The sequence below is a fragment of the Chitinophaga costaii genome (genome assembly GCF_900094705.1).
GTDB classification, from domain to species: domain Bacteria; phylum Bacteroidota; class Bacteroidia; order Chitinophagales; family Chitinophagaceae; genus Chitinophaga; species Chitinophaga costaii.
Genome location: NZ_FMAR01000006.1, coordinates 190,490 through 206,548 on the forward strand (window position 1 = coordinate 190,490; position 16,059 = coordinate 206,548).

16 protein-coding genes are annotated in these 16,059 nt (G+C 48.9%); 7 read left to right on the top strand and 9 right to left on the bottom strand.

The window, feature by feature from the left end:
- Positions 1 to 86: 86 nt before the first annotated feature.
- The 4 genes from GA0116948_RS10995 to GA0116948_RS11010 form a co-directional block, all read right to left on the bottom strand.
- Positions 87 to 1,097, bottom strand: a complete 1,011-nt coding sequence (locus GA0116948_RS10995; protein ID WP_089712063.1) for a vWA domain-containing protein — start codon at positions 1,095 to 1,097, stop codon at positions 87 to 89.
- Between the two features lie 66 nt (positions 1,098 to 1,163).
- Positions 1,164 to 2,123 (bottom strand): hypothetical protein, encoded by a 960-nt coding sequence (locus GA0116948_RS11000; protein ID WP_089712065.1) that lies wholly within the window; start codon positions 2,121 to 2,123, stop codon positions 1,164 to 1,166.
- A gap of 58 nt (positions 2,124 to 2,181) precedes the next feature.
- The gene (locus tag GA0116948_RS11005; protein ID WP_089712067.1) at positions 2,182 to 3,048 is read right to left on the bottom strand and encodes a DUF58 domain-containing protein; all 867 of its coding nucleotides are present in this window, start codon (positions 3,046 to 3,048) and stop codon (positions 2,182 to 2,184) included.
- Positions 3,049 to 3,091: 43 nt separating this feature from the next.
- Complete coding sequence (locus GA0116948_RS11010; protein ID WP_089712069.1) at positions 3,092 to 4,093, bottom strand: AAA family ATPase; 1,002 nt, start codon at positions 4,091 to 4,093, stop codon at positions 3,092 to 3,094.
- Positions 4,094 to 4,339: 246 nt separating this feature from the next.
- On the opposite strand from GA0116948_RS11010, the gene GA0116948_RS11015 reads away from it, so the two are divergent.
- The 4 genes from GA0116948_RS11015 to GA0116948_RS11030 all read left to right on the top strand — a co-directional run bounded on the left by GA0116948_RS11015 (position 4,340) and on the right by GA0116948_RS11030 (position 6,268).
- Positions 4,340 to 4,690, top strand: a complete 351-nt coding sequence (locus GA0116948_RS11015) for a hypothetical protein (protein ID WP_089712071.1) — start codon at positions 4,340 to 4,342, stop codon at positions 4,688 to 4,690.
- A 65-nt stretch (positions 4,691 to 4,755) separates the two neighbouring features.
- Positions 4,756 to 5,346 carry a peptidylprolyl isomerase gene (locus GA0116948_RS11020; protein ID WP_240619148.1) on the top strand — a complete coding sequence of 197 codons (591 nt, stop codon included), beginning with the start codon at positions 4,756 to 4,758 and terminating at the stop codon, positions 5,344 to 5,346.
- 139 nt (positions 5,347 to 5,485) lie between these two features.
- Positions 5,486 to 5,866 carry a glycine cleavage system protein GcvH gene (gene gcvH / locus GA0116948_RS11025; RefSeq protein ID WP_089712075.1) on the top strand — a complete coding sequence of 127 codons (381 nt, stop codon included), beginning with the start codon at positions 5,486 to 5,488 and terminating at the stop codon, positions 5,864 to 5,866.
- An 18-nt stretch (positions 5,867 to 5,884) separates the two neighbouring features.
- Positions 5,885 to 6,268 (top strand): VanZ family protein, encoded by a 384-nt coding sequence (locus GA0116948_RS11030; RefSeq protein WP_089712077.1) that lies wholly within the window; start codon positions 5,885 to 5,887, stop codon positions 6,266 to 6,268.
- Between the two features lie 277 nt (positions 6,269 to 6,545).
- Here the strand turns inward: GA0116948_RS11030 and GA0116948_RS11035 are convergent, their stop codons facing one another.
- Together GA0116948_RS11035 and prfA are read right to left on the bottom strand one after the other, a co-directional pair.
- Positions 6,546 to 7,253: an OmpA family protein gene (locus tag GA0116948_RS11035; protein ID WP_089712152.1), complete on the bottom strand. Its 708-nt coding sequence runs from the start codon at positions 7,251 to 7,253 to the stop codon at positions 6,546 to 6,548.
- A gap of 168 nt (positions 7,254 to 7,421) precedes the next feature.
- Positions 7,422 to 8,489, bottom strand: coding sequence for a peptide chain release factor 1 (prfA, locus tag GA0116948_RS11040; RefSeq protein WP_089712079.1), 1,068 nt, complete (start codon positions 8,487 to 8,489; stop codon positions 7,422 to 7,424).
- A 76-nt stretch (positions 8,490 to 8,565) separates the two neighbouring features.
- On the opposite strand from prfA, the gene GA0116948_RS11045 reads away from it, so the two are divergent.
- Positions 8,566 to 9,717: an amidohydrolase family protein gene (locus tag GA0116948_RS11045; protein WP_089712081.1), complete on the top strand. Its 1,152-nt coding sequence runs from the start codon at positions 8,566 to 8,568 to the stop codon at positions 9,715 to 9,717.
- Positions 9,718 to 9,730: 13 nt separating this feature from the next.
- The gene (locus tag GA0116948_RS11050) at positions 9,731 to 10,855 is read left to right on the top strand and encodes a mechanosensitive ion channel family protein (RefSeq protein ID WP_089712083.1); all 1,125 of its coding nucleotides are present in this window, start codon (positions 9,731 to 9,733) and stop codon (positions 10,853 to 10,855) included.
- A 41-nt stretch (positions 10,856 to 10,896) separates the two neighbouring features.
- On the opposite strand, the gene GA0116948_RS11055 is transcribed toward GA0116948_RS11050, so the two are convergent.
- From GA0116948_RS11055 to GA0116948_RS11065, 3 genes are read right to left on the bottom strand one after another with little or no spacing between them, the layout of a single operon-like run.
- Positions 10,897 to 11,451 (bottom strand): hypothetical protein, encoded by a 555-nt coding sequence (locus GA0116948_RS11055; RefSeq protein ID WP_123891710.1) that lies wholly within the window; start codon positions 11,449 to 11,451, stop codon positions 10,897 to 10,899.
- Between the two features lie 49 nt (positions 11,452 to 11,500).
- Positions 11,501 to 12,013: a MerR family transcriptional regulator gene (locus GA0116948_RS11060; RefSeq protein WP_249260569.1), complete on the bottom strand. Its 513-nt coding sequence runs from the start codon at positions 12,011 to 12,013 to the stop codon at positions 11,501 to 11,503.
- Between the two features lie 51 nt (positions 12,014 to 12,064).
- Positions 12,065 to 13,012, bottom strand: a complete 948-nt coding sequence (locus tag GA0116948_RS11065; RefSeq protein WP_089712088.1) for a M23 family metallopeptidase — start codon at positions 13,010 to 13,012, stop codon at positions 12,065 to 12,067.
- Between the two features lie 394 nt (positions 13,013 to 13,406).
- On the opposite strand from GA0116948_RS11065, the gene alaS reads away from it, so the two are divergent.
- The gene (alaS, locus tag GA0116948_RS11070; protein WP_089712090.1) at positions 13,407 to 16,028 is read left to right on the top strand and encodes an alanine--tRNA ligase; all 2,622 of its coding nucleotides are present in this window, start codon (positions 13,407 to 13,409) and stop codon (positions 16,026 to 16,028) included.
- Positions 16,029 to 16,059: the final 31 nt, after the last annotated feature.

A 16,059-nucleotide genomic window follows, 5' to 3' on the forward strand; every position in this document is an offset into this window, starting at 1 on the left:
AATACGGCAAAGCAGGGCCATATACGACGAATGCGCCTGCCACAGCAAGCGCATTCGTCCATATCATCCTGGCACACGTAAGGCGCTTATGGCAAACTTTTAAACACGGTATACCGCAACACTACTTCCAGCAACAGGCATACCAGCGCCAGCATGGCAAAGGGGAAGAAATGTTCCGCATATCGCTTGTACGAGGTAATCTCTACCTTGGTTTTTTCCAGTTTGTCAATGGTATCGTAAATATCCTGCAAAGAGGTATTATTAGTAGCGCGGTAATATTTGCCCCCGGTTTCTGCCGCAATCTTTTTCATCAGGGCTTCATCTATCTGCACATCCTGCATCACCATTTGTACGGTGCCATCGGGACCGGTTACGGGGAAAGGTGCTTTGCCAATGGTACCCAGGCCAATGGTATACACCCTTACTTTAAATGCTTTGGCTATGTCCAGGGCCGTGAGGGGGTCTATCAGGCCGGTATTATTTACCCCGTCTGTGAGCAGGATAATCACCTTGCTTTTGGCTTTACTGCTGCGCAGGCGGTCTACGGAAGTGGCCAGGCCCATGCCGATGGCGGTACCATCTTGCAGCATGCCGCTTTTCACTTGCGCGATCTGCGTTTTCAGCACGGCATGATCGGTGGTTATGGGACATTGGGTAAAACTTTCGCCCGAAAAGATTACCAGGCCTATGCGATCGCTGATGCGGCGGTCTACAAAATCGATGGCTACTTTTTTGGCAGCTTCAATTCGGTTGGGCTGCAGATCCTGCGCCAGCATACTGCCAGATATGTCCAGGCTTAATACTATGTCTATTCCTTCACTATCTATATTCTCGGAGGTATTGGAGGTTTGCGGACGCGCCAGTGCCACTACCAGTGCGGCAAAGGCCAGTATGCGCAGTACTAGCAGTAAGGGCCGGAAGCGTACCTTCCACGACACCGGCAGGTTTTTAAGCCCCTGCAAGGAGGAGATAGACATGACGCCCTGTTTGCTGCGCTGCTTCTTCACGTACCAAAATATCATGAAGGGAATGAGCAACAGCCACCAGAAAAACTCCGGGAAGCCAAATTCAATATTTTTCCAGATCGAAAAATCCATATCAGTTAAGTTCCAAAATCAATTTACCTGTTCACCACTTTCTCAGACCCCTCCTGTGGGGCCGCTTTACAACGCGCTTTTCGTGGGGGCGGCTTTCTCCCCGGCCGTTTCGGCAACGGGTTTGGGCTTCGTCCATTCCACGATGGCGATGGCCTTTTGCAAACATTCCGCATGATCTTCCGGCGATGGCTGAAGCTTGGCAAACTTGGCCAGGTCGGCTACCGTGAGGATGGCCTGCAATTTATCGCGCTGCTGGTTCAGGATGGTTACAGGTTTTATATTTTGCAGCAGTTCGGCACTGGTTTGCTCCAGGGCGGCAATCTTAAATTGTTGTTCAAAATAATTACGCAACACGTCGGTGAGCGTGGTATAATAGGCCTTTACATCCTGGTGCCATGGCTGATCGGTTTCCAGCGTATGCAGCTCGCGCATAGCCACCTGGTAGGGAGTTTCCTTGGGCGCGGGAGGCGCTACTACCACCGGTGCTTTTTTCTTGCGCAGGAAGAACCACCAGATCACAAAGCCGATGAGCAATACCGCTACACCCCCCATTACAAAATACCAGATGTAATCCATGAAATTCCAGGCCACTCCGCGAATGCTTTTGATCGGCTTAAAGGCTTTGCTGGTATCTACCGCCACCGTATTTACATCGATCACTAGCGGTTCGGTAAAAGCCGAATCCACGGTTTGGTCGGGCTTTATCAGCTCGTATTTAATGGGAGGAATATTCCACTGACCGGAATCAAAACTGGTAAGGGTGGTGGTTTGCCGGAATATGCCGGAGAAATCGGCGGTAGGTGCCAAGGTATCCAGCTTGGCACGTTCTACTACTTCAAAATGCTCAAAAGAATCAGGCAATACGGCCATGCTTAGTTGGTACTGGCCTTTGAGGGATGCGGGTATCTTTACTTCCACCTGCAACTTCACCGGCTCGCCCAAACGGATATGATTGGTGTCTGCCGTAGCATGCACGGAAAACTGCTGTGCTGAAACCTGCAAAGACAGCCCGAGAAAGGCTGCCATGACCATGAAAAAAAATCGGATGCGTTGGTTGCTCATGTTGCTGATGCGGGCTATGGTTTTAAGTTCTGTTCAGGAAAAACGTTTGTAATGCCTTCACATAATCTTCGTCCGTGCGGATGCTGATCAGTTCTGCGCCACTCTTTAAAAAAGCATTGCGGCAGTACTGGGCATGCTGACTGAACTGCTGGTTATAGTAGTCCCGTACTTGTTTGTCGTTCGTATCTATCCATTGCTGCAGGCCGGTTTCGGCATCCTTTACCTGGATAAGCCCCACCGCCGGCAGTTCCTTATCGCGCGGATCGTACACGTGCATGCCCACCACATCATGGCGCTTGGCCGCAATGTTCAGGGCATCCTGGTAACTATCGGACAAAAAATCACTTAATACAAAAACAATACTGCGTTTTTTAGCCGCATTGTTAAAAAAGCGCAGGGTTTCGGTAATGTTGGTGCCTTTTTTCTTCGGCTTATAGCTCAATAATTCGCGGATGATAAACAGGATATGGGATTTCCCTTTTTTGGGTGGAATATATTTTTCTAGCCCGTCACTAAAGAAAACCACTCCCACCTTATCGTTGTTATTGATAGCCGAAAAGGCCAGCACCGCGCACAACTCGGTGATCAGGTCGCGCTTCCGCTGCTTTTGGGTACCAAAGGAAGAACTTTCACTTACGTCTACCAGTAGCATTACCGTGAGCTCGCGCTCTTCTTCAAACACTTTTATGAAGGGGTGGTTAAAGCGCGCCGTTACATTCCAGTCTATAGCCCGCACGTCGTCGCCAAACTGGTATTCCCTTACCTCACTGAACGACATACCCCGGCCCTTGAAGGCGCTATGGTATTCGCCCGCAAAGACATGATTGGTAAGGCCCCTGGTCTTAATTTCAATTCGCCTGACCTTTTTGAGTATATCAGAAGTATCCATTATTTATCTGGCAATGGTTAAGAAAATGAATGCAGGGTAATGCCTATGGTACTTCTACAGCATTCAGAATTTCACTCAGGATGTTTTCGCTCGTAACATTCTCTGCTTCCGCTTCATAGGTGAGGCCCACGCGGTGACGCATTACATCGAAACAAATATTGCGCACATCTTCAGGGATTACATAACCCCGGCGTTTGGTAAAGGCATATGCTTTCGCAGCCCAGGCCAGGTTAATGCTGGCCCTTGGCGATCCGCCATAGGCTAACAGCGGCTTCAGTTTGTTGAGTTTATATTCCTCCGGATTTCTCGTGGCAAATACGATGTCCAGGATATACCGTTCTATTTTTTCATCCATGTACACCTCGCGCACCAGCTTACGGGCGTTGAGAATATCCTGCGGGTCTACCACAGGATTAATCTTTTCCTGCCCTTCCGGATTCAGATTCTGGCGAATGATGTGGCGTTCCTCTTCTTTAGTGGGATAGCCAATCACTACTTTCAGCATGAAACGGTCTACCTGCGCTTCGGGCAAAGTATAAGTACCTTCCTGCTCAATTGGGTTTTGGGTGGCCAATACCAGGAAAGGCTCTTCCAATTTAAACGTTGAATCGCCAATGGTGATCTGGCGTTCCTGCATGGCTTCCAGCAGGGCGCTTTGCACCTTGGCCGGGGCACGGTTAATTTCATCTGCCAGGATAAAATTGGCAAAAATAGGCCCCCGACGCACCACAAACTCATTCTTTTGCTGGTTGTAGATCATGGTACCCACCACGTCTGCCGGCAAAAGGTCCGGGGTGAACTGGATGCGACTGAACTTGGCGTTGATGGCGGAAGACAGCGATTTGATAGACAGCGTTTTAGCGAGTCCCGGCACGCCTTCCAGCAACACATGCCCCTGGGCCAGCAGGCCTATGAGCAGGCGCTCTACCATGTATTTTTGTCCCACAATTACTTTTCCCAGTTCCATGTTCAGCAGGTCTACGAAAGCGCTGGCCTGGTGGATCTTTTCATTTAATTGTTTGATATCGGTCGATGTATTTTCCATGCGGTTATATTTCGATTTGCTAAAATAGGTGATTTGACCACAAAACGGCCCCAGGCCAAAGAACCTTCGCCGTTAAAATGCTGTTAAATGTAGCACTGTGGCTGATTTTCAGGTATCGGGCATTCCGGAACCACGGCAAAGAAGCGTCCCGGCCGGCATGCGGCTGCGCCAATTTAGTAAAGGCGCTCGATATTTAAACATAAATTTGCAACAGGAACACTTTTTTTTAACCACGACACTACTCACATGATCGATAATTTTGTAGCACGCTGGCATAAAGTCGAGACCCTGCTCATAGAGCGTTTCGGCAAAAAGCCCAATATGGAGGCCATCCTCTTCCTCATCGGGGTGAACGAGATTGGCAAATTGAAAAAGAAATATACCAAGGAACAGAAACAGGACCTGATGCACGTAGCCATGTGTACCCTGCTGGCACAAAGCGGTTATTATGCCCCCGAAGGCGTAGATGAAGATGGCTGGCCCCATTTTAAACTGCTACAGCCCGTGCCACCCATGAATGGCCTGCTGGAGCAGGAATTTTTTATTAAGGAACACGTGATCTCTTATTTTGAAGCCGAGGAGGACGTAGATTTATGAGGCTATTGCTACTCCTTAGCGCCTGCCTGCTGCTTTGCACGGTCGCTTTTGCCAAACACCGCAAAGTGAAGATTATTACACCCTATGGCCGCATCATTGTACGCCTGTACGACGAAACCCCTTTGCACCGCAACAATTTCATCCAGCTCGTCCGCCGGCATTTCTTCGACAGTACCCTGTTTCACCGCGTCATTAAAACATTCATGATACAGGGCGGCGATCCCGATTCTAAACACGCCACGCCCGGGCAGGAGCTGGGCAACGGCGACCTGGGTTACACCATCCCCGCCGAGTTCCGCCCACAACTTTTCCACCGCAAGGGTGTACTGGCCGCTGCCCGCGACGACCGGCCCGATAAGGCCTCTTCGGCTTCGCAGTTTTACCTGGTACAAGGCAAGGTCTTTACCGACGCGGGGCTAGATAGCATTGAGCAGCAACGCTTGCATGGCCGCAAGATTCCCGCCAACCAGCGCGCCCTATATAAAACCATAGGCGGTACACCCCAACTGGATCAGCAATATACCGTATTTGGCATTGTAGAAAAAGGATTCCCTGTTATCGACAAGATCGCTGCCCTGCCCACCGATAAGAACAACCGCCCCCTGAAGGATGTGGCCATGCAAGTGCGGCTTAAGCGGAAGTGGCTGTTTTTTTAAGGGAATTTACTCACTTGTATGGCAACTTTACAATGGGTAAATTTTATCCCATGACAGCCCGCCAATAGGCCTTGTTACTGAAAATTAATTTTTATGCGTACAATACTTTAATTTTACTCCTCAAAATCAATCATTAATTATGACTTTTCCTTCTCACCTCCGTTATACCAAGGACCACGAGTGGATTTCATTGGACGGAAACATTGCCACCATCGGTATCACTGAATTTGCACAACACGAACTGGGCGACATTGTATTTGTAGACATTACCACTGTTGGCAAGTCTTTACAGGCAGAAGAAACTTTTGGTACCGTAGAAGCCGTGAAAACCGTATCGGACTTATTCCTGCCGGTAGCAGCTACTATAAACGAAGTAAACCCCGCACTTGAAAGCTCGCCTGAGCTGGTAAACTCCGATCCTTATGGCGCAGGTTGGATGGTAAAAGTAACTGTAGCCGACACCGCCGCGGTAGCCGGTTTGCTGGATGCCGCCGCTTACCAGGCACTGGTAGGTGAATAATGGCCGTAAGTATATCTCATGAAATCTATTCGCTTTTATTTACCTGCTATTGCCTGGGTGTTACTAATCCTTTGGCTGTGTACTCTTCCCGGAAAAGACATCCCCAGTGTGGGATGGTGGGAAAAATTCCATCCGGACAAGGTAGTACACTTCGGACTCTTTGGAATGACCGTGTTTTTATTTGCCCTGGGTAACTACTGGCGCAAAAAAAGAGTATCGCTGTTAAACCTGGTGCTACTGGTACTGGGCGCATCTGCTTACGGCCTGGCCATCGAGTTTATCCAAAAGTACTGGGCAGACCATCGCAGCTTCGACCTTTTCGATGCCTTGGCAGATTCGCTAGGCGCATTGGCCGGGGCTATTGTTTTTAACTGGTTCTTCAATATCCGCAAGGGGAAATAAAGCGTTTATATATTTTTTTTAAGCGACTGTACATGCTGTACGGTCGCTTTTTTTTTGGAATGCCAATATCCACTTCACCTTATTTTGCGCCTTGAATGAGCCTACCTTGCGCCTATATTGAGCCTATAATACGTGTACGTAATTTGTATCCCGGGTTACATGTTCCCCAAAAAATACCCTTACATTTCCGGATCGGGTAGGCAAAAAAAATTCCCTCCGAGAAATCGGAGGGATTATCAAAATATACTGCTTATGAGAAATAAAAAGTTAGTTCAGTTTATTGTTTCTGCTGTGCTTCCATTTTAGCATCGTTCTTCAGCTTATCATTTGCATAGATAGAAAACTCTACACGCCTGTTTTGCGCCCGATGTTCTTCGGTGAGGTTATCCACTTTAGGTTGGGATGAACCGTACCAGAAAGGTTGAATGCGGCTGGAAGAAACGTTTTGCTGTGCAAGGAAAGCGGCTACATTTTTAGCACGGCGTTCAGACAAGCCCATATTGTACGCTACGGTACCGGTGCTATCTGTGTGGCCTTCCACCCTTACGTAAGTGTCGGGGTATTTATTCAAAATCTGAGCCAATTGTTTAATGTTTTCCTGCGCAGTAGGCGTTAAATCAGACTTATCGAATCCAAACAATACACCGGAACTAAAGGTTACGTTTATCCCTTCACCTACACGTTCTACAGAAGCATTGGGTACTTCTGTTTTAATTTCCTGTGCTTGTTTATCCATTTTTTTACCGATCAGCACACCAGCAGTACCGCCTACGGCTGCACCAAGAATGGCTCCCAGCGCGGTATTGCCCGCTACCTTACCTATAATGGCACCAGCAGCAGCACCACCACCTACCCCGATGGCAGCACCCTTTTGAGTATTATTTGCATTCTGTACGGCTTTACAACCAATACCAGAGATCATCAATATGGCCAATGCCCACGCTACGAGTACATTGCCGCCCTTAAATGTGTTAAGTTTCAACATCGTTATATAATTTAAATGAAGTTCCAAAATGGAGAACAAAGACAAATCAAATATGCTGCCAAAGTACAGTTCCGTGTATAATTTATTAATAATCATAACATAACAAAGACCGAAAAAACTGTATGTTGGCAGCTTTCCCATATTGATCTTTTTATAATGTAACAACAATTAAATGCCGCCCTGGTTCAGCTTTTCTGCATTTTCAGCAAATTGCAGTGCTTCCAGCATGTCCTGGATATCGCCGTTCAGGAATGCGTCCATGTTGTACACCGTCATGCCGATGCGGTGGTCTGTAACACGGCCCTGGGGAAAATTGTAGGTACGGATCTTGGCGGAGCGGTCGCCGGTACTTACCAAAGATTTGCGTTGAGAGGCAATGGCTTCTTCATGTTTGCGCACCGCCGCTTCGTAAATACGGCTACGCAACATCTTCATGGCAATATCGCGGTTAGAGTGCTGGCTTCTTCCTTCCTGGCATTCTACCACCACGCCGGTGGGGATATGGGTAAGGCGTACGGCAGACTCCGTCTTATTTACGTGCTGTCCGCCTGCGCCGGAAGAACGGAAAGTATCCATTTTAATATCGGCATCGCGCACGTCTACCTCTACCTCATCTGGTTCCGGCAGTATGGCCACGGTAGCGGCAGAAGTATGCACCCGGCCCGATGCTTCTGTGGCCGGAACGCGCTGCACACGATGTACGCCGGACTCGAACTTGAGAGTGCCGTATACATCATCACCATTTACTTCCATGATGATTTCCTTATAACCACCTACAGAACCGGCCGTTTCATTGAGTAGGGTGGTACTCCAACCCTTGATTTCGCAAAAGCGCTGGTACATGCGAAACAGATCGCCGGCAAAAAGGCTGGCTTCGTCGCCGCCGGTGCCTGCACGGATTTCCAGGATGGCGTTGCGCTCGTCCTGGGGGTCTTTGGGGATAAGCAGGTTGCGGATGGTGGCTTCCAGTTCCAATTTCTGTTGCTGCAGCGACTCAGTTTCTTCTTTGGCCAGCTCCCGCATTTCCTCGTCGCCACCTTCCAGTACTTCTTTGTTAAAAGCAATCGTATCCAGCAACTTCACGTATTGATCGTGTGCTTTTACGATTTTTTCGAGCTGCCGGTATTCCTTGCTTAATTTGCTGAACTGTTTGTTATCCTTCACTATTTCAGGATTGGTCAGCGCAACAGATACCTGGTCAAAACGGCCTTTTATAATTTCCAGTTTGTCTATCATAATTATCTTTGACGGGGAAAGACTCACATTTTTTCCCCGTGCAAAATTAAGATCATTGTTTTAAATAAACAGGAGTATGTCGGATTGGATAAAATTAAAAGCAGACCGGATTTTCGATGGGCGGCACCTGCATCACGGCAAAGTGTTAGTACTGGAAGCAGATGGCACCGTGGAAGCCTTGCTGGATGCGGACGATGCAGGCATGGACATAACCGGGGTCATCGGCATGCTGACCCCTGGCTTTGTAAATACCCACTGCCACCTGGAGCTTTCCCATATGCAGGGTGTAATACCCGAGGGCACGGGCCTGCCCCTGTTCCTGCAAACGGTGATGGAACAACGCAGCGCCGGCAACGCCGACCCGTTGAAAGCGATGACCCTGGCTGCCGCCCGCATGATAGCCGAAGGTGTGGTAGCGATAGGCGATATTAGCAATAGTACCGCCACCCTGGCCCTAAAGCAGCACAGTCCCCTGTATTTTCACACCTTCGTGGAAACCATGGGCTTCGTCCCGGCATCGGCCCGGCAGCGGCTGGAGCAATCCTTACAAGTACTGGATCAGTTCAGGTCCATAGACGGTGCCCACCACCGCAGCAGCATAGCACCCCACGCCCCTTATTCGGTAAGCCGGCCCCTGTTTGACTTGATGGCCGCCCTGCCAGATAATACCCTGCAAACAATTCACAACCAGGAAACCCTGGCAGAAAGCAGTCTTTACCTGAACAAAACCGGGGCTTTCATTGATTTTTACGAGCATTTTGGTATGGACATTTCTGGTTTTGCTCCTACCGGCAAAAACAGTCTTCAAAGCTACCTCCCCTGGTTTGCCGACCAGGCACAGGTACTGCTGGTTCACAATACCTTTACTACGGAAATGGATATACGCTTTGCCCAGCAACTATCGCAAACCTTGTACTGGTGCATATGCGCCAATGCCAATCTATATATTGAAAACAAGGTACCAGACATTCCCCTGCTGCTGCGCACTGGCTGCGACATTACTATAGGAACAGACAGCCTGGCGTCTAACCATCAGTTATCTGTATGGAGCGAAATAGCCGCCATCCGCGAGGCTTACCCCGCTATTCCACTGGAGACTATTTTACAATGGGCAACCCTTAATGGCGCCAAAGCATTGCAAATAGCCGACCGGTTCGGCAGTTTTGATAAAGGCAAGAAGCCGGGTGTGGTGCTGATTTCCGAAGATATTCCCCGTAAATTATATTAATCCTCCAGCGCTTATGCACGAATTTTTTTCGCGACAGTTTTTGGGCAACAGCATCCGTGACTATACAGTAATGCTGGCCATCCTCCTGTTTATACTGGCCATACGCCGGCTGCTTTCTAAATGGCTGGCAGCATTATTTTTTAACTTCATCCGCAAATGGGCCACCCTGCTGCACAGGAAAGACTTGGTAGACCTTTTGCTGCGGCCATTGGAATATTTCCTGGTGCTATCGGTATTCTTGCTTACTGTCAATCATTTTCACTTCCCGCAGGAATTTAATTTTGTGCTGTACCGGGGCGAATCGGAGGAAGGAGTAGAGCATGTATTTACCCTACAGCAATTCCTCTCCCTGCTTTTCAGCATTGCTTTTTCCATATCGGTGACCTGGATATTGCTGCGTCTTGTAGACTTCATTTCGCTGGTGCTTCAGCAAAAGCACCAGGCTAGCCGCGACAAAACAGATGAGCAATTTGTCATCTTCTTTAAAGATTTTTTTAAAGCCATTCTACTGGTACTGGGCTGCATTTGGATGATACGCCTATTGTTTGGCGCATCGCTGGTAGAGAAGCTGGTGGCGGGTTTGGGCATAGGCGCTGCCGCACTGGCACTGGCCGCCAAGGAAAGCATTGAAAACCTGATCGGCTCCTTTATCATCTTTTTTGACAAACCTTTCCAGGTGGGCGACGCGGTAAAAGTAAACGGCTATCAGGGAGAGGTAGAAAAAATTGGGCTGCGCAGCACCCGCATCCGTACCGTAGAAAAAACGTATGTAACTGTACCTAATAAACAGATGGTAGATAGTATTGTAGATAACCTTTCCCTGCGCACGCAACGCCGCGTAGAACTGCGGCTAGAGCTGGACAGCGAAACGCCGGCAGATAAAATACTGGCAGTGTTGAAACGCATGCGCGGTTCACTGGTTACAGACGAGCGGGTAAATGAAGGATTCCAGGTGAACCTGCAGGAATTTACTAAAGATACTTATGTGATACAGGTCATTTACCTTACCATGATACTTGATACCGCGCCCTTTCTGGCTTTGAGGGAGGAGGTAAATATGTATATCATCCGTGCGCTGGAAAAGGAAGGCGTAAAATTACCGGCTACTAAGACGGTGGTCATTGACCATAGCGCATAAAAAAAGGGTGCATCGCTGCACCCTTTTTTTATCAAATTATTTTACTGCTCTGGGGCAGGGTCTGGCTTGTCGTTCTTGGTGGCTTTCAGCAAAATTTGGGAAAGCTCCGTTTCAATATTGCTGCCTTCCGGATTCCCGTTGATGCGGCCTACTTCCTTGCCCTCGCGGGTGATGATGAAGGTGGGTATTCTTTTAAATTTGAAAGGCACATTCACACCGGCATCGTTTTTCTGGTCTACCCCATAAATATCGATAGTTTCGGTGGAGTAACTGGCCAGGATCAGGATCTTCACCAATTTGGGCAAGGCATCCTGGGAAGCGGGATCCCAGGTACCACCAATGGCTACTACATTAAACTTGGTGCGCTTGGATTTAATAAAATCCACTGCAGCGCTGCTGCCTGGCTGGTATTTATTAACGCCGGTATAGAACCAACGAAAAGCGGAATCGTTCATTAACGTTTGTAAGGGCACTTTCCCTTTCAACACTTTTACGCCGTCTGCGGTGCGGCTTTCCGTGAAACTGCCCTGGCTCTGCGCGAAAGAAACGGTGGAAAACAGTAAACCCGTGGCTAGTAATAATTGGCTTAATCGCATAAACATGAATTAGAATTGTTAGATAGTCCTATAAAAAGGGCAAAGGTAATTAAAGCTGATCTTTCAGCTCTGTCAGAAATCCCCTCACCTTTAGCAAAGCTTGTACCATTTCGAAATTACGGGCGGCCAGTTTCTTATCTTCCTTCAGTTTTTGCTTTGCTCCTTCAATGGTGTATTTGCGTTCCCGGAGCAGGTGATAGATGAGTTTCAAGTGATGAATGTCTTCCTGGCGGAACAGCCGATCGCCCTTCCTGTTTTTTTTAGGCTGGAGTATATCGAATTCATTTTCCCAGTAACGTACCAGGGATGCATTGACTTTAAACATGGCTGCCACCTCGCTGATGGGATAATATTGCTTGTCGAGCGTTACTTTATCCAGGTCGCGGATCACATGTGGATCGTCGGCCAATTCCTTCAGCGATTTACGTCCGCGTTTTTTGGGCGAGGCCGTGCCCGGCGTGGTAGCCAGGGCGTCTTTCGCTTTCACACCGGCCACCGGATCGGGTTGAGGTAGTGGCGCGTCTGCTGCAAAAAGATCCAACTGGTGCATGGTACATTGCATTTATGTGTGAGTTCCAATAACAAATGTACAGATAAACCCGGCGTTAACGACTTAGTCGAACGACTGGTTGCCGGAACGGGCTATTTTCAGCATGGCATCGAACTGGTCGGGGGTAAGGTCGCTGAAGAAGAAATACACGGGATCTACCTTATCCCCGTTTTTGATCACTTCATAGTGGCAGTGTGGCCCGGTACTTTTGCCGGTGCTGCCTACCCAACCTATTACTTCACCCCGGTGTACCACTTCGCCGTCGTGTACTTTAATCTTAAACATATGCCCATACATGGTCTTATATCCGTAGCCATGGTTAATGAGTACATGATTTCCATAACCTACGGCGGCCTGGCTGGCGTCTTCCACTGTACCGTCGCCGGTGGCATAGATAGGCGTACCAGAAGGGGCTGCAAAATCCAACCCACTATGGTATTTCACTGTTTTATAAATAGGATCAATGCGATAGCCAAATCCAGAGGCAATGCGTTTAAGGTCTTTATTGGACACCGGCTGTATAGCGGGAATGGAAGCCAGCATTTTTTGTTTATTCTTAATCAGGTCGTCGATTTCCTTGTAGGATTTTTCCTGGGTATTAATACGGTGTATCAGTTCTTTGAGTAATACTCCGGTGGAGCTTACAATTTCACTATTGGAAAAAGGCTGAAGCTGCTCCCCGGCCCTGGTACTATCGGGAATGGGGGCAGCTTCAAAGATAACACGGTATATTTCGTTGTCGCGGCGCTGTAGTTCGGTGAGCTGGCCCCGTACGTCTTTCATATTGCCCTGCAAGGCCTCATACTGCTCTTTCATATTTTCCAGGTCGTGGCGCAGGGTCTTTTCCTTAGGTGAGTCCAGGAAACGGTAGGCTACGGTAAGAAACAAAATGCCGGTGACGATGGCCGCCGACAGGAAGCCCAGTATGCGAAGCGCCTTCACCCTTACAGATGTTACGAGCTTTTCATATTTGAGCGTCTGTGTATTATAAAAGTACTTGACCTTCTTCATTAGCAAGGGTTGTGCGGTAGCCAGCACCAGTTCCTAACGCATGCTGCCCCTGATTATTTTAAGGTGCAGTGTACAAAACCTCCAACTGGCAGGGCAAAAGATAGTGTTTTTGAATAATCTGGCAGCTTTCAATATTTTTGCACCTCCCCGGGCAAGCCCGGGCCGGTAGCAAGCGATTATCAGCAAATAAATTACTGAGCATCAGCCGGGTTCAAAATACAAATTAAAGCGAATTTTCGCTTAGGCGCAAGCCGGCATAAGGTTTTAACGGAAATGTCAATACTATTTAACACTTTGCATGACACCGCACTCCTTGCTTAATGCGTTCAGGCTGAAGGAACTCAGCAAAAACTTTTAAATTATGCACCGCCGGGTGCGCTCCATAAATACTTGTATGACAGCTTCCGAAATAAGACAGCAATTTCTCGACTTTTTTGCAGCAAAAGGCCACATAATAGTGCCCTCCGCACCCATCGTTTTAAAAAACGATCCTACCCTGAAGTTCACCAATGCAGGCATGAACCAGTTCAAAGATTATTTCCTGGGCAATAAAAAGCCCGACCACGCCCGCGTGGCAGACACACAGAAATGCCTGCGCGTAAGTGGCAAGCACAACGACCTGGAGGAAGTAGGCATCGATACCTACCATCACACCATGTTTGAGATGCTGGGCAACTGGAGCTTCGGCGATTATTTCAAAAAGGAAGCCATTGAATGGAGCTGGCAATTACTTACGGAAGTATATAAAATTCCTAAAGACCAGTTATATGTAACTGTGTTCGAGGGTGATGCCAAAGAAAACCTGGCCAAAGACGAGGAGGCCTATAATTTATGGAAGCAGTTTGTACCCGAATCACGCATTCTGCTGGGCAATAAAAAAGATAACTTCTGGGAAATGGGCGATACCGGCCCCTGTGGCCCCTGCTCCGAGATCCACGTGGATTGCCGTACTCCGGCAGAAAGAGCCGGCGGAGATGGTGCCAAATTGGTGAATGCCGACCACCCCCAGGTGATCGAGATATGGAACAATGTGTTTATGCAGTATAACCGCCTGAAGGATAAAAGCCTGGAACCCCTGCCGGCCAAACATGTAGATACCGGCATGGGCCTGGAACGCCTGGTACGCGTACTGCAAGGCAAACAAAGCAATTACGATACCGACCTTTTCATGGGTACTATCCATGAAACGGAAAAACTTACCGGCAAAACTTACGAAGGCAGCGATACCCGCAAGGATGTAGCCTTCCGCGTGATTGCAGACCATATTCGCGCCATCTGCTTCACCATTGCCGATGGACAACTTCCTGCCAGTAATGAAGCGGGTTATGTGATTCGCCGCATCCTGCGCCGGGCAGTGCGCTATTATTTCTCTTTCCTCGACATTCGCAAACCCCTGCTCCATGAACTAGTACCCGTACTAGCCGCCCAGTTTGCCCACGTATTCCCAGAATTGCAACAGCAGGTAGATTTCGTGAAGAAAGTGGTGTATGAAGAAGAAAATAATTTCCTGCGTACCCTGGGCCAAGGCCTGGAAAGGATAGAAGCCGCCGTGGCAGAACTGGGCGCTGCCACCGTGATCAATGGTAAGATAGCCTTTGAACTATCGGACACCTACGGATTTCCCCTAGACCTCACCGAACTGATAGCCCAGGAAAAAGGTCTCTCGGTAGATAAGGCCAGCTTCGACATTGCCCTGAAAGAACAAAAAGATCGCTCCCGCGCCGCCACCGCCCTGGATACGGACGACTGGACAGTGCTGGATGAAAATGCCGCCGTGAAATTTGTGGGCTACACCCAACTGATCGCCAATACCCACCTTACCAAATACCGCAAGATCAAATCCAAGGGCAAAGAACAATACCAATTGGTGCTGGCTACCACCCCCTTCTACGCCGAAAGCGGCGGCCAGGTGGGCGATACCGGGGTGATAGAAGTTGGGGACGAAGTGATTGCCATTACCGATACCAAAAAAGAAAACAACCTGATCGTACACTTCGCCGATGTACTGCCAGCCCAACCCGCTGCACCGGTAGTGGCAAGGGTAGATGTAGTGAACCGTAAAAGCACGGCCCGCAACCACTCTGCCACCCACCTGCTGCACGCCGCACTGCGCCAGGTGCTGGGTGCTCACGTAGCCCAAAAAGGTTCGCTGGTGAATGGGGATTACCTCCGTTTCGACTTCAGCCACTTTGCCAAGGTAACCGATGAAGAACTGTCCCAGGTGGAAAATATTGTAAACGATAAAATCCGCGAAAATATACCGGTGGTTATCGAGGAACTGCCTAAGGAAGAAGCTCTAAAAATGGGTGCCATGGCCCTTTTTGGTGAGAAATACGGAGACGTGGTGCGCGTGGTGGTGATGGATCCCAACTATTCCGTGGAGCTGTGCGGTGGTACCCACGTGGCCTACACCGGCGAGCTGGGTCAGTTTAAATTTACCAGCGAAAGCGCTGTGGCTGCCGGCGTGCGCCGCATTGAAGCCCTTACTGGCACCCAGGCAGAAACCTGGGTAAATGAGCAACTCACCGCCCTGAAAGCCGTGAAAGTACAGCTCAAAAATCCGAAAGACCTGATGAAAGCCGTGGAACAACTGGTTGCTGAAAAAGCTGCTTTGGAAAAACAAATCGAGGTGTTTGAACAAGAGAAGGTGAAACAAATTTCCGCCCAACTGCTTGGCCAGGTGTCCAATATTCAGGGCGTGCAATTTATCGGCGCGGTGCTGGAGGTAAACAATGCAGAGGCCCTGAAAAATATCGCCCTGGCGCTGAAGCCGCAATTCAATAGCAACTACTTGTTTGCGCTGGTGGCTAATGTAGCCGGCAAAGCACATGTTACCCTCCTGATTGCCGACAACCTGGTGGCAGATAGAAAATGGAATGCCACCCAGATCATCAAGGAACACCTGGCCCCCCTCATCCAGGGCGGTGGAGGCGGCAAGCCTAACCTGGCTTCCGCCGGCGGGCAAGATGTAAGCAAGCTGGATGCCGTAATAGCCAAGGTAAAAGAGTTATTATAAACCGCAATATTTCTCCCATCTTCAAGGGCTG

Bases quoted from the DNA above. Each gene is read 5' to 3' on its own strand.
- GA0116948_RS10995 (WP_089712063.1), bottom strand. From the start codon at position 1,097: ATGGATTTTTCGATCTGGAAAAATATTGAATTTGGCTTCCCGGAGTTT.
- GA0116948_RS11000 (WP_089712065.1), bottom strand. From the start codon at position 2,123: ATGGCAGCCTTTCTCGGGCTGTCTTTGCAGGTTTCAGCACAGCAGTTT.
- GA0116948_RS11005 (WP_089712067.1), bottom strand. From the start codon at position 3,048: ATGGATACTTCTGATATACTCAAAAAGGTCAGGCGAATTGAAATTAAG.
- GA0116948_RS11010 (WP_089712069.1), bottom strand. From the start codon at position 4,093: ATGGAAAATACATCGACCGATATCAAACAATTAAATGAAAAGATCCAC.
- GA0116948_RS11015 (WP_089712071.1), top strand. From the start codon at position 4,340: ATGATCGATAATTTTGTAGCACGCTGGCATAAAGTCGAGACCCTGCTC.
- gcvH (WP_089712075.1), top strand. From the start codon at position 5,486: ATGACTTTTCCTTCTCACCTCCGTTATACCAAGGACCACGAGTGGATT.
- GA0116948_RS11030 (WP_089712077.1), top strand. From the start codon at position 5,885: ATGAAATCTATTCGCTTTTATTTACCTGCTATTGCCTGGGTGTTACTA.
- GA0116948_RS11035 (WP_089712152.1), bottom strand. From the start codon at position 7,253: ATGTTGAAACTTAACACATTTAAGGGCGGCAATGTACTCGTAGCGTGG.
- prfA (WP_089712079.1), bottom strand. From the start codon at position 8,489: ATGATAGACAAACTGGAAATTATAAAAGGCCGTTTTGACCAGGTATCT.
- GA0116948_RS11045 (WP_089712081.1), top strand. From the start codon at position 8,566: ATGTCGGATTGGATAAAATTAAAAGCAGACCGGATTTTCGATGGGCGG.
- GA0116948_RS11050 (WP_089712083.1), top strand. From the start codon at position 9,731: ATGCACGAATTTTTTTCGCGACAGTTTTTGGGCAACAGCATCCGTGAC.
- GA0116948_RS11055 (WP_123891710.1), bottom strand. From the start codon at position 11,451: ATGCGATTAAGCCAATTATTACTAGCCACGGGTTTACTGTTTTCCACC.
- GA0116948_RS11060 (WP_249260569.1), bottom strand. From the start codon at position 12,013: ATGCAATGTACCATGCACCAGTTGGATCTTTTTGCAGCAGACGCGCCA.
- GA0116948_RS11065 (WP_089712088.1), bottom strand. From the start codon at position 13,012: ATGAAGAAGGTCAAGTACTTTTATAATACACAGACGCTCAAATATGAA.
- alaS (WP_089712090.1), top strand. From the start codon at position 13,407: ATGACAGCTTCCGAAATAAGACAGCAATTTCTCGACTTTTTTGCAGCA.